At 33.5% G+C, this 13,177-nt stretch carries 12 protein-coding genes and 1 riboswitch; of the genes, 10 read left to right on the top strand and 2 right to left on the bottom strand.

Translation table 11 applies throughout. From position 1 onward, the window contains the following. Positions 1 to 670 precede the first annotated feature (670 nt). The 6 genes from RTL21_RS15395 to RTL21_RS15370 all read left to right on the top strand — a co-directional run bounded on the left by RTL21_RS15395 (position 671) and on the right by RTL21_RS15370 (position 7,226). Positions 671 to 1,741, top strand: coding sequence for an amino acid ABC transporter substrate-binding protein (locus RTL21_RS15395; RefSeq protein WP_312096959.1), 1,071 nt, complete (start codon positions 671 to 673; stop codon positions 1,739 to 1,741). Between the two features lie 113 nt (positions 1,742 to 1,854). Then, positions 1,855 to 3,027 (top strand): amino acid ABC transporter permease, encoded by a 1,173-nt coding sequence (locus tag RTL21_RS15390; RefSeq protein ID WP_312096958.1) that lies wholly within the window; start codon positions 1,855 to 1,857, stop codon positions 3,025 to 3,027. 8 nt (positions 3,028 to 3,035) lie between these two features. Then, a complete protein-coding gene (locus tag RTL21_RS15385; protein ID WP_312096957.1) occupies positions 3,036 to 4,235 on the top strand; it encodes an amino acid ABC transporter permease in 1,200 nt (399 codons plus the stop codon). A 17-nt stretch (positions 4,236 to 4,252) separates the two neighbouring features. After that, positions 4,253 to 5,032 (top strand): amino acid ABC transporter ATP-binding protein, encoded by a 780-nt coding sequence (locus tag RTL21_RS15380; RefSeq protein ID WP_312096955.1) that lies wholly within the window; start codon positions 4,253 to 4,255, stop codon positions 5,030 to 5,032. Positions 5,033 to 5,620: 588 nt separating this feature from the next. Further along, the gene (locus tag RTL21_RS15375; RefSeq protein ID WP_312096953.1) at positions 5,621 to 6,094 is read left to right on the top strand and encodes a hypothetical protein; all 474 of its coding nucleotides are present in this window, start codon (positions 5,621 to 5,623) and stop codon (positions 6,092 to 6,094) included. A gap of 140 nt (positions 6,095 to 6,234) precedes the next feature. After that, positions 6,235 to 6,330: riboswitch (yybP-ykoY riboswitch) on the top strand. A gap of 122 nt (positions 6,331 to 6,452) precedes the next feature. After that, on the top strand, positions 6,453 to 7,226 hold the full coding sequence (locus RTL21_RS15370) for a TerC family protein (RefSeq protein WP_312096951.1): 774 nt from the start codon (positions 6,453 to 6,455) through the stop codon (positions 7,224 to 7,226). A 60-nt stretch (positions 7,227 to 7,286) separates the two neighbouring features. On the opposite strand, the gene RTL21_RS15365 is transcribed toward RTL21_RS15370, so the two are convergent. Further along, on the bottom strand, positions 7,287 to 7,481 hold the full coding sequence (locus RTL21_RS15365; protein ID WP_312096949.1) for an alpha/beta-type small acid-soluble spore protein: 195 nt from the start codon (positions 7,479 to 7,481) through the stop codon (positions 7,287 to 7,289). 363 nt (positions 7,482 to 7,844) lie between these two features. Between RTL21_RS15365 and RTL21_RS15360 the strand changes: the two genes are divergently transcribed. The 3 genes from RTL21_RS15360 to RTL21_RS15350 all read left to right on the top strand — a co-directional run bounded on the left by RTL21_RS15360 (position 7,845) and on the right by RTL21_RS15350 (position 9,652). Continuing rightward, positions 7,845 to 9,200, top strand: a complete 1,356-nt coding sequence (locus RTL21_RS15360) for a TrkH family potassium uptake protein (RefSeq protein WP_312096948.1) — start codon at positions 7,845 to 7,847, stop codon at positions 9,198 to 9,200. A gap of 146 nt (positions 9,201 to 9,346) precedes the next feature. Next, positions 9,347 to 9,505, top strand: a complete 159-nt coding sequence (locus RTL21_RS15355; protein ID WP_312096946.1) for a hypothetical protein — start codon at positions 9,347 to 9,349, stop codon at positions 9,503 to 9,505. Further along, the gene (locus RTL21_RS15350; RefSeq protein WP_312096944.1) at positions 9,506 to 9,652 is read left to right on the top strand and encodes a hypothetical protein; all 147 of its coding nucleotides are present in this window, start codon (positions 9,506 to 9,508) and stop codon (positions 9,650 to 9,652) included. It begins immediately after the preceding gene. Positions 9,653 to 9,697: 45 nt separating this feature from the next. On the opposite strand, the gene RTL21_RS15345 is transcribed toward RTL21_RS15350, so the two are convergent. Beyond that, the gene (locus RTL21_RS15345; RefSeq protein ID WP_312096942.1) at positions 9,698 to 10,723 is read right to left on the bottom strand and encodes an acyltransferase family protein; all 1,026 of its coding nucleotides are present in this window, start codon (positions 10,721 to 10,723) and stop codon (positions 9,698 to 9,700) included. A 405-nt stretch (positions 10,724 to 11,128) separates the two neighbouring features. Between RTL21_RS15345 and RTL21_RS15340 the strand changes: the two genes are divergently transcribed. Further along, positions 11,129 to 12,997: a PAS domain S-box protein gene (locus tag RTL21_RS15340; protein WP_312096940.1), complete on the top strand. Its 1,869-nt coding sequence runs from the start codon at positions 11,129 to 11,131 to the stop codon at positions 12,995 to 12,997. Positions 12,998 to 13,177: the final 180 nt, after the last annotated feature.

Genomic DNA, 13,177 nt, shown 5'->3' with positions numbered 1-13,177 from the left:
AGGAAAACTATTTTCATTCCTGGGTTGAGAGCGAAAGTTCATGGTTGTTTTTATTAAATTAGGTGCAAGCATTTGAAGATGATAACAAAACTTACATCTCTTTTAAATAATGGCTACTATCGGTAATAAGTAGAATGATAGTTTTTTTGTTTTTAGGGGAAAAATGCTGTTTTTTTGTAAAGAGTGTGTCAGGTTTTTGAACAAGTGAAGAGGGAAAAGAGGATGGGAAAACATATGTTTATAAAAAAAGAAGGATATATATTATGGTGAAATAATTTTTCGTTGTTATTATTACTCTTTTATTTTGAAAAAAGTGAAGGAAAGGCTAGTGCTTTCAGTGTGAAAGAAAGTCTTTCGATAGACGAATTACTGGCATGTAAGCTTTTTGTGTTTCTAAATAAATACGAAAGCGTTTAAACTGATAAAAAATTAAAAGTTTTCAAAAAACTATTTGTATTTAGAAGAAAAATAGGTATAATAAAAACAAGTTGTTATAAAAGTTAACAAACAAATGTTAGTATATTTAACTTGTTGACGATTTAACAATGATGATACTATCTTTCAGTTAGTTTAATAAGAACAGAGTATTCTTATAAGATAAATAGATTGAATATTCGTTCAATAGTAGTCTGATAGTATCATAAAAACAAAAAATAGGGGGATATGTTGCATGAAGAAAAGTTTGTCGCTTACTATTAGCATTTTATTAGTGCTTGTACTTGCTTTAGCTGGCTGTTCAAGTAAGACGGGATCAGAAGACGAAAGTGGTGGAGCAAAATCAAGTTCTTCTAAAAGTCTACTGGACACAATTAAAGATAGAGGAACATTAAAAGCTGGTGTCAATGATGCACTTCCTGGATTTGGATACATAGGATCAGATGGTAAAAATACTGGTTTTGATGTTGATATTGCTAAAGCGATTGCAGCAGGAGTTCTTGGAGATGCGTCTAAAATTGAATTTAGACCATTATCCGCTACTGACCGTTTTACAGCTGTTCAATCTGGTGAAGTAGATGTCTTAGTTCGTAACACGACTTGGACAACAAACCGTGATGCAGAGGTAGGCTTAAGCTTTGCTCCAGTAACTTTCTATGATGGACAAGGAATTATGGTGCCAAAAGATAGTAATATCAAAACATTAAAAGATTTAGAAGGAAAAACAATCGGTGTAGAGACAGGAACAACGACTGAGCTGAACTTAGCAGATCAAATGAAAGCTGCAGGAGTTAATTATACAGCACAAACATTTGATAATGCAGATGCTGTAATAGCTGCATATGAGCAAGGTTCTATTGATGCATGGACAACAGATAAATCCGGCCTAGTTTCTCGTCAATCTACCTTACAAGATCCAGATGCACATATCATCTTAGATGAAACATTGTCAAAAGAACCTTTAGCTCCAGCCGTTAAGGATGGAGATGAAAAATGGGCAGATGCAGTCACTTGGATTGTATTTGCACTTATTCAAGCAGAAGAATTTGGAATTACTTCTCAAAATGTTGATGATTTCTTAACTAGCGAAAATCCAGAAATTAAACGTCTCTTAGGGGCGGAAGGAAATCTAGGTGAACAATTAGGGCTATCTAATGATTTCGCATACCAAGTAATTAAGCAAGTTGGTAACTATGGTGAAATTTATGATCGTAACTTAGGTCCTGATACAGTATTCAAATTAGAACGTGCGCAAAATGCATTATATAGTGATGGAGGATTATTATACTCGATTCCATTCCGTTAAAAACAGCAAACAGCCGAGTGAATTGAAAAGTTAAAAATAAGGGGGTTCTCAAAAAACAAAGTGTCATACCCTTTTGAGTACCCCCTATTCTTTTAAGTGAGAGGTGAGAAAGAGTGGAAATAAAAAAGACAACATCGACTCCCCTTTGGAGAAATAGAAAAATAATACCGATTATTACCCAAATCCTCTTTGTCATTATAGTAGGTATAGTGATTGCTTTTATGGTAAGAAATGTTATGTCAGGTTTAGAACAAATTGGATTAACACTTGGACTAGACTTTCTAAATCTAAAGGCTTCCTTTCCAATTACTGAATCCGTTATTAGCTATACACCTGATGATCCATATATACGAGCATTATTGGTTGGGTTATTAAATACGTTTAAAGTTTCTGTCTTTGGAATTGTATTTGCAAGTATTATTGGTTTAATAGTAGGGATTGCACGGTTATCTAATAACTGGTTAGTAAGTAAGGTTGCAACTGTCTATGTTGAGGTATTTAGAAATACACCACTTTTAGTACAAATCTTTATATGGAACTTTGCTGTATTTTTACCGATGCCGAAAATTCAAGATGCTCTTTCTATCGGTTCCTTTTATTTTTCTAACAGAGGTGCGTCTGTACCTTGGTTTACGTTACAAGATAATACGCTTATTTGGATAATGATACTCGTACTTTTAATTATAGCTAGTGTGTTCTTGTTTAGAAAATTAACAAAAGTTTCTTTAGAATCTGGTAAGACTACATACCCGTTAATTAGTAGCATTGGATTAATAGCGATTGGTGCGATTATTACATTTATTATTCTCGGAAATGGACCTCTTGGAATAACTGTTCCAGTTTTTAACGGTAATGCATTTGAAGGTGGAACGTCTTTATCTATTGGTTTTATGTCTGTGTTAGTTGCATTAACAATCTATACATCTACTTATATTTCAGAAATAGTTCGTGCGGGAATTATGGGAGTTCCGAAAGGGCAGACAGAAGCTGCAAAAGCACTTGGCTTTAAAAGTCGTACAGCTCTTCGCTTAATCATTTTTCCACAGGCAATCAGAATTATTATCCCGCCATTAACAAGCCAATACTTAAATTTAATTAAAAACTCAAGCTTAGCAATGGCAGTAGCATATCAAGATATTGTTGGAATCGGAAATACAATCATTAATCAAACAGGACATACGTTAGAAACACTATTAATTGTTATTTCTGTCTATTTATTGTTTAGCTTAACTACATCCCTGTTAATGAATCTTTTCAACAAAAAATTCCAGCTGGTAGAAAGGTAGGGAGGCAAATGGACAATATACAATTAAATAACACAGAACCAGTTATGGAAACGTCAAAATTAAACAGTCAAAAGAAATTGCAGCTATGGCTAAAAAATAATTTATTTAAAGATTGGAAAAATGCAATATTGACTATTGTTACATTGATGTTTACGATTTTTTTGATTTCGAAAGTTGCAAAATTTTTATTAACTAGTGAATGGGGAGTAGTCACAGATAATTTAAGGCTGCTTTTTGTTGGACAGTTTCCAATGGAGGAAATATGGAGATTGTGGATAGCTCTCTTGTTACTATCCGTATTACTAGGTATTACTTGGGGTGCTTGGAGAGGGATTATCGGACATGTTGCAATTAGTTTAAGCGCGATTTTATTTGTATTTGGAGTTCTACCATATACGGAAATGGAATCAAAAATATATTTATTTTCAAGCATTGTTGCGATTATCGTTTTTTACTTTGTAGGAAAATATATGCCAAAATTAAAAATTCCAATGCTCGTTTTATGGATAATATATATTCCAATCTCTCTTTCTATTATTAATGGATTTGGGGTATTGGAGCCGGTAAAAACAAATGTATGGGGCGGCTTTTTACTGACTCTAGTAATTGCTTCAGTAGCAATTATATGTTCTTTCCCACTAGGATTACTACTAGCTGTAGGAAGAAGAAGTAAACTGCCTATAATAAAATATTGCTCCATTCTTTATATAGAATTGATTCGCGGGATGCCGCTGATAATGGTTTTATTCATAGCACAACTATTGTTACCGATGTTCCTAGGTGGCATTCAATTAGACAATGTGGTTCGTGCGATGATCGCATTTACTTTATTTAGTGCAGCTTATTTAGCAGAAAATATTCGTGGTGGTTTGCAATCAATACCTAGAGGGCAATTTGAAGCGGCGCAAGCACTGGGATTAAATAACTTTAAGGTAATGGTTTTTGTTGTTTTACCACAGGCTTTAAAAGCGGTTATACCTGCAATGGTGGGACAATTTATTTCAGTTTTCAAAGATACATCTTTAGTTGCTGTTATCGGATTAGCTGATTTTCTCGGTATGGGGAAAAAAATCGCAGCCAATCCTGAATATCTAGGAAAATATATGGAATTATACATTGTCATTGCGTTTATATACTTTATCTTCTGCTTTTTAATGTCACATGTTAGTAAACATATTGAAAAATCACTTGGTGTAGGAACAAGATAGAAAGGAGATTCGATTATATGGAAAGTGTATTTGGCATAAATAAATTAACAACTCCCCTGGATGAGAGAGAAGATATAATTAAAGTAACAAAATTAAATAAATGGTATGGAGATCATCATGTACTAAAGGATGTAGATCTTACGGTGAAGCAAGGTGAGGTAATCGTTATATTAGGACCATCAGGCTCTGGTAAATCAACGTTTATTCGAACAATTAATGCGTTAGAAGAATTTCAAAAGGGTGAAATAATAGTTGATAATATTGCACTAACAGATGATCTTAAAAATATTGAAGAAATTCGTAAAGAAACGGGAATGGTTTTTCAATCCTTTAATTTATTTCCACATATGACGATTTTGAAGAATATTTCCTTAGCTCCTATATGGGTGAGAAAGTGGAAAAAGGCAAAAGCAGAACAAATAGCAAAGGATTTGCTAGTAAGAGTAGGCATACCTGAGCAAGCAAATAAATATCCTGGACAATTGTCAGGTGGGCAGCAACAGCGTGTTGCGATAGCAAGAGCATTAGCGATGCAGCCGAAGATTATGTTATTTGATGAACCAACTTCTGCGCTAGATCCAGAAATGGTAAAAGAAGTATTAGACGTTATGAAAACTTTAGCAGAATCTGGTATGACTATGCTAGTTGTGACACATGAAATGGGATTTGCGAGACAAGTAGCGGATCGCATTATCTTATTTGATAAGGGAGAAATTGTAGAAATGGGGAAACCGGAAGAAATATTTGATAACCCTAAACATGAACGGACAAAAGCATTCTTATCTCAGATATTATGAGGCGGGGACGAAACTAAATAGTTAATCTGTAAAGACGAACAATCTCTAAGTTAGATCCTAAATAAAGACTACTTTCATATACTGGTTATTTATGTTTTTAAATGGCTGTTTTCTAAGAGATTGTTGTTTTTTCAATAGGAGAAAAGAATTAGTTGAAATAATGGAGCAGCCGGAATACACGTAGACGCCACGGGGATTAGCGAGACAGTCTGAGACCCCGGAGGCGAAGCTGAGGAGGCTCAGCGCGAGCCCCACGGAAAGCGAAGTGTATTCTGCGCTGCAGGTACAAACAACTGAAACAGCTTTTTACAAGCTAATTAAAAAGCCAAACGATTATACGATTTCGTGTAATTGTTTGGCTTTAACTTTTGCTGGAATACTATGTCTCAGCCTTTCGGAAAAGATTGCTTAATGGTGGATAAAAGGGAACCTTATCATGCAGTAAATTATAGCAAAATCGTGTTACTTTTTTAGGCAGTTATCTTCTATTTTTAAAGTGCTAAAAATTGCAGAAATTCATTTTGTATAAAATATCACTATTTCGCTAAAAATGTAATAGTAGGTATAGAAAAATAGATGGTGATACCAATGAAGGGCCTAAGTAGACTTGAAGCAATCATGTGGAGTATTGCACTTCCTGGTTTTAGTCAGTTATTATTGAAAAAATATTGGAAAGGAACATTGTTTGTTATTTTAGAGTTTATAATAAATGCGAAAAGTAATTTCAATCTAGCAATCATGCTCAGTTTTTGCGGCAATATCCAAGAAGCGATTGACATTATGGACTTTCAATGGATATTGTTTTATCCGTGTTTATATATGTTTGCGATGTGGGATGCATATAAAGAAGTAATGGAAGCAGACAATGAATATGCATTCTTGCCATTTGTTTTTTGCGCATATTTTGTTACAGTTGGAGTTTTTTACTCAACAAAATTGAAGTTATTTGGTGTGTTGTTAGGTCCTGTTTTTTTACCGATGGTTTTTTTGATACCTGGTATCATTTGTGGTCATGCGGTAAAGTATTGTTTAATCTTTTTTAGAAAAAAGAGACAGTTGTGAAAATCCGCTGTAAGACTAGAGACTAGGGGGAACGCTGCTAAGCTATGGTCGGAGTAAATTATCAGCAAAATAAAAAAAGCCGAAAAAACTATTGGCAAATAGTTCAATATTGTATATAATTAATACATATTAATATTTGTATACTACTCAAAGGGGAGTAGCTTTTAGGTTGATACCTAAAACAAAGTCGTCAGTTCATGGCATATGCCATCGGCTTTGTTGGCATATTAGTGCTTAGCAAGACCTTTGCCTATTTGGCAAAGGTCTTTTTTGCGTACTTTTGTACATAATAACGAGAGGCGTAGCGAAACCTGCTAATAGGAGTATACAAATAAAAACCTAAAAGGGGGAAATATTATTGGATGCAAGCATGTTATTAGAGTATGGATGGGTTTTACTGATTCTCGTTGTTTTAGAAGGGTTACTGGCAGCAGATAATGCAGTTGTTATGGCGGTTATGGTGAAACATTTGCCGCTAGAACAACAAAAGAAGGCGCTCTTCTACGGGCTTTTGGGTGCGTTTGTCTTCCGTTTTGCTACCTTATTCATGATCTCTTTTTTGGTAGACGTATGGCAAGTTCAAGCGATAGGTGCCCTTTATCTTCTCTTTATAGCGGTGCATAATATTTATGGGAAATATGCAAAGAAGAATGAAGAGGATAAGGAAAAGAAGCCGAAAAAACAATCTTCTTTCTGGATGACTGTTTTAAAAGTAGAATTAGCAGATATTGCATTTGCGATTGATTCAATGTTAGCTGCAGTTGCACTTGCGATTACCTTACCTGCGACAAATTGGTTTACGCTTGGTGGAATTGATGGAGGTCAATTCTTAGTTATGTTCCTTGGTGGTTTAATTGGTTTGATCATCATGCGTTTTGCAGCTAACTGGTTTGTTAAGTTGCTTCATTCCCGTCCGTCTCTTGAAACAGCAGCATTTTTAATTGTAGGCTGGGTCGGTGTAAAATTAGCAGTGTTTACGTTAGCACATCCATCTATCGGGTTCTTAGATGAGCATTTTCCTGAATCAAAGGTTTGGAAAGGAATTTTCTGGGGTGTATTAGTAGCAATCGCTATTGGCGGATATTTCTTTTCTAATAAAGAAGCTGTTAAAACAAAGGAAAGCAATGCATAATAAGAAAAGGGAAAAAGCCATTCAATTGAATGGCTTTTTTAGGTTGTATTCTATACTAGCTTACTGCGTTTTACCAGATAGCTCAGCCTGTGCTTGTTGAACAAGTCTTTTTGTTATTTCTCCTCCAACAGAACCGTTAGAACGAGAAACAGTATCAGAACCTAAGTTTACTCCAAATTCTTGAGCAATTTCGTATTTAACACTATCTAAATATTGTTCAATTCCTGGAACTAATAATTTATTTCTAGAAGCCATTTCATTTTCCTCCTTAAAAGTAGTACAGTGATTATTTATCAAATTCATTGCAGAATTTTTATAGAAATGATAAATGATTCTGTACTTATAATATATGGATTTATTTCATGTTCATTAGTGGTAAAGTTTGTGTATAGGGGAGAATATAGGATGTATTGCGATATTTCAACAAGCTAACGGAAGGAGTCATCAAATTTTATTGGACGGAAGGTGGTTTTTCAGCCATTTTTTGTGAAGGATACACAAACATTCATAATATATGGTTGTACGTGTAGGGATAGATAACTTATACTGTTAATTATCTATGATATTAAAAAGGCATCAGATAATTTAGGTAGCGTGGAAGAAAGGAATTGTTTTTTAATGGGCAAGAAGTTAAAGTTAGTCCTTCAAAATCTAACTCCTGCACAAATGATAACCAGCTATTATATTATAGCGGTTAGTATATCGGTTCTTTTATTGAGTTTACCAGGAGTACATAAAGAAGGAGTAACGGTTTCATTTATGGATACATTGTTTACTGCTGTTACAGCAGTAAGTGTTACGGGATTAACAGTAATCAATATTGCTGAGACGTATAGTACATTTGGAATAATAATATTAATGCTTGTTCTACAATTTGGTGGAATTGGAGTCATGGCAATAGGTACATTTTTCTGGATGATTTTTCGTAGGAAGATAGGCTTGAGAGAGAGGCAATTAATAATGATTGACCACAATCAGTCTAATCTTTCAGGACTGGTTAATCTAATTAGAGAAATCATTAAATTAATTGTTATCATTGAAGTGGTAGGGGCTATTATTCTCACATTGCAATTTCATAATTATTATCCTACCTGGCAAGAAGCCATTTTACATGGAACCTTCGCCTCTGTTAGTGCAACTACAAATGGCGGATTAGATTTAACAGGTCAATCTCTTACACCATTTAAGGATGATTATTTTGTGCAGCTTGTCAATATTATTCTAATAACATTAGGAGCGATTGGATTTCCTGTGCTTATAGAAGGAAAAAATTATCTTTTCCCGAAAGCAGGCAATCTTAATCCAAAGTTTTCATTATTTACTAAGTTAACTACCATTACTTTTGGTTTTCTTTTGTTATTTGGAACGATTATGATTATTGTTTTAGAATGGGGGAATTATTATGCAGGAATGAACTGGCATCAAATATTTTTTAATGCATTTTTTCATTCCACATCTACGCGAAGCGGTGGATTGGCAACGATGGATTTAAATGAATTTTCGATTACGACATTGCTTATTTTTTGTTTTCTTATGTTTATCGGTGCTTCTCCGAGTTCTGTTGGTGGAGGAATCCGAACGACTACCTTTGCCCTAAATATTTTATTTATTTATCATTATGCAAATGGGAACCGCCATATTAAAATATTTAAAAGGGAAATTCATGAAGAGGATATTATAAAATCATTAGTTGTAACAATATTTGCGACTGGAATTTGTCTTGTCGCAGTTATTGCTCTTTCTATATCAGAAAACGCCTCACTTATTGCAATTCTATTTGAAGTTTGTTCTGCTTTTGGAACGACAGGGCTTTCATTAGGGCTAACACCAGAATTATCTAACTTTGGAAAATGTGTCATCATGCTACTAATGTTTATTGGAAGAATAGGATTGACATCTTTCATCTACATTATCGGCGGGAAAGAGAAAAAAGATAATTTCCATTATCCTAAAGAACGTATTATTATTGGGTGAAAATCGAACCATACAAGTATTGGAGCTGTTTAAACGGCTCCATTTTTTGTTGCAAAAATTTATATTCTTTTTACAAATGAAGGGAAGCATATCTTTATTGTGCTTGCAGATAATAACATTGTAGTTATGAAAGGAGAGATGACCAAGTGGCTAAGCGAAAGGCTGAATTTAATAGTGTAGAAAAGTATAGCAAAACACCTAAGAAAAATACGCAGGAAACAGAATTCTCTGCTGAATTTAGTAGAGGAGAAAACCCGATTAAGGGTGCAAATAGAAATTCGAAGCATGGAAGAGAGGGACAATAAATGCCAAAAAAAGCAAAGCAGCAAAAACAGACAGAGAATTCAAATGTAGAATTTGGCCAAGAATTTGGTGATGTAAATGCAAGCAAATTCTATGATACAGAAGCTTTAACGAAGGGAAAAACAAAGGGTAAAATGAAAAGTAAATAAAAAAATCTTCCCATCAGTGAATAATAGTGCTGATGGGAAGATTCATTATCTATCTGTTTGAAGTGTGCGTTGTACTCTTGAAAGTAGCTGTTTTAATTTTGAGCTTCTTAATTCAATAATCGGCTGTGTTAAAGAAATGATTATATTGCTTGAAAGCAGGAGCGTGATTAAGAAAGATACAATGACAATCATCATATAGGATCTAGGAGATTCAAATATATCCGGTAAATCACTTTGTCTAAAAAGACGGATAAAGAAACCATGTAATAAATATACATATAACGTCGATTTGCCGAATTTAGTGAAGAAATACTCCTTTTTCGGTACACAAGCGAAAAAACAAAAAATCATCAAAAAGCTTAATACATAAAAAAATAACCGAATTGCCATTCCTACTAAGTAGCCTTCTCCTAAAGCCTCATAGGATTTGGATCCAAATAGCCATTGATAATTAATAGATGGAAAGAAATGAAAGCCAATAAAAACAAGAGTGAAAATGGCAATAGCACTTATCGTTGCTTTTCTAGTTTTTACAAAATTGAAATGTTCCTTCTTCATATAAAAGCCTATTAAGAATAAAGGAAAGAAAACGAAAGTTCGTGTTAGGCTTAAATAGCTTGATGTCCAATCAATCATACCTATTGCTAATCCTAATATTAAGGATAGGATAATCCCCTGTATAGGCTTTAATTTCCCAAAGGCTAATAAAAAGATGTTCCAAAAAAATAGACTAATCAAAAACCATAAAGACCAATGTGGTGTCAATGGTTCAATCGCTAAAGTGGATTTTCCATAAAGGAAATAATAAAAAATACTGTATACTAGCTGAAAAATTAGGTAAGGGATGATAAGCTTTTTTGCATATTTTTTTATATATCCCTTTTCCGCAATCCCTTTAGCAAAAAATCCAGAAATTAAAATAAATGCTGGCATATGAAAAGTGTAAATTACTTTATATAATGTATAAATATTTTGATTGTCATTTATGAATGATTGGATAAAATGACCGAAGACAACGAAAAAGATCAAAATAAATTTTGCATTATCAAAGTAGTAATCCCGTTGTTTCATAAACTCATCCTTTCATGAATGGAAATAACTAATATTTCACTAACTATATATAACACAAATTCACTAGTTTTAATCGCATGTAGTTAATCTGTTATCTAAATAACTTATTTTTATTACAAAAATGAAATGAACGGGCGAAAAGCAAAAGAAAAACCTTATTCATAATAACAGGTTATCCTTAATAATTGTTTAATTTTTTATGGGGGGAATTAATGAAATGATAGGGATTAAAGGGATAAATAGGAAGTTGCAATGAATGGGTCATTTTGCATAAATAAAGGACTTTTTTCTCGTATTTTGCAAAATAATTAGTTATTTCTGTTTTATTTTTTCAGAAGGAGAGGAAATTCAAGAATTATGTAGAATAATGTAAACACTACGTTTGCAAGGGAGGTATACACTAAGATGGATCGTTTATCCTATTCAGAAGAATATCGGCAGTTACAAAAGAAGTTGAGTGAAATGGAAAAAGAGAATACACTTCTGAGAAAAAAAATAGAGGAAAAGGATTGGTTATGGGATAGGAGATTAACTGCTTTCCAAACAATAAATGTAGGAATGATTATTTTTGATGAAAATGGTGTTATTCGTGATATCAATACATGTCTTTGTGATGTTTTTAACTTGAAAGTAGAGCAAGTTGTCGGTAGAAATATAACGCACTTCCTTCATCAAAAGGAGCGTTCTATGATAAGAAAGCATATTAATAATTTAAAAAATATATCCGGTCTAGCACGTAGTGTATTGCCGTTAACAGTTCATAATAAATTGCATTATTTTGAAGCAATGACTAGTCGACTGCCATTTGAGATGGGATTTGTGACAATCATTAAAAATATAACAGAAGAAATAGAAAAAGAAAGAGAAAAAGAAGAGAAGCAAATCTTATATAATGAATTTTTTACAGAAGTACTTGATGGGATTGTACTATGGAAGGAAACGGGACAAATTATTGCTGCTAATGCTTCTGCTCTTAAGATATTTGAAAGTACGAAAGAACAACTGTTGACATCGAAAATTAGTGATTATATTTATAAAAAAGATAAGAGATATGCTGAAATAGTGATGAATTTATATCATCAAAAGGAAAATAGAGAAGAATTGATGTTCCTGATGCCAAACGGGCAGAAAAAAATTCTAGAATTTACAACAAAGCTCCATTCTGTGGAAGGGCTAAATATGAGTATTTTCCGCAATGTAACAGAACGTTATAAAATGGAAGAGGAATTAAGAGAAAGTAAGGCAATGTTCGAAAATATTTTTGAAGAAGTTTTTGATGGGATTATTATTTGGGATCAGCATTATAAAATAATTGATATGAACAAAGCGGCAGAACGTTTGCTTAGCAAAAGCAAGGAATGCTTAATCGGTTTAAACTTATTATCGATTCTGCCTTCCGCAAAATCGATAGGAGAAGATATAAAACCTAAGTTAGTAAATGTAAAAGAAGATGGACAAAATCGAGGTCTCTATACCGTGAAATTTCCGAATAAACGGGAATATACACAGCTTGAGTATAGAAATAAATTTAATATCTATTCAGGCTTAAGTATTACCACATTACGTGACATTACAGAAAATGCGGTATTGGAAGAACAGCTGAGAAAGTCATCTACTTTAAATGTTGTTGGTGAATTGGCAGCAGGAATAGCTCATGAAATTCGCAATCCAATGACAGCTTTAAAGGGGTTTATTCAATTGTTAGAAACGGATGTGGCTTCCAGAGAAAATGAAATGTATTTTTCGGTAATAAAATCAGAGTTAACAAGAATTGAATCGATTATAAATGAATTTTTATTGCTTGCTAAACCACAGGCTGTGAAAAAGGTGAAAAGTGACTTAACACAGATTATGAATGAAACGATAGAATTACTTCATGCTCAAGCGGTATTACAAAATGTTCAATTTAAAAAGCATTATGACAAAGCAATACCAATGGTTTACTGTGAACCAAACCAAATGAAAAAGGTATTTATAAATATCATTAAAAATGCAATCGAGGTTTTAGTAGACGGCGGGGAAATTGAGGTTTCGATTGAGTTAAAAGAGGATTACTTCCATATAGCAATCCGCGATAATGGGAAGGGCATGAGTAAAGAAAAGCTTGCAAGAATCGGAGAACCTTTTTATACGACAAAAGAAAAAGGGACTGGTTTAGGTTTATTAGTATCTTATCAAATAATGGAGGATCATCAAGGGAAAGTGACGGTAGAGTCGGAATTAGGTATCGGTACGACTTTTCACCTGCAACTGCCAATACAAAGAACAGAATAAACTAAAGGTATTACTACTAGAGACCCCGTTAATGTAACTAGGTCTTTTTTTGTGGAAGTAGAATCGTTGTAATAGTGATTGAAACGAATCGGTTGGGAATTAGCGAGACAGGAGGCTAAAGCTTGTCCCGGAAAGCGGAATGTCTTCATGGTGCAGTTTACTAGCAGTAAATTATATTAA

Origin of the sequence: Niallia sp., from assembly GCF_031978665.1 — a bacterium.
In the GTDB taxonomy this organism is placed as follows: domain Bacteria; phylum Bacillota; class Bacilli; order Bacillales; family Cytobacillaceae; genus Niallia.
Note: the sequence above shows the minus strand (reverse complement) of the source record. Positions and strands in the feature narration are given on the sequence as shown.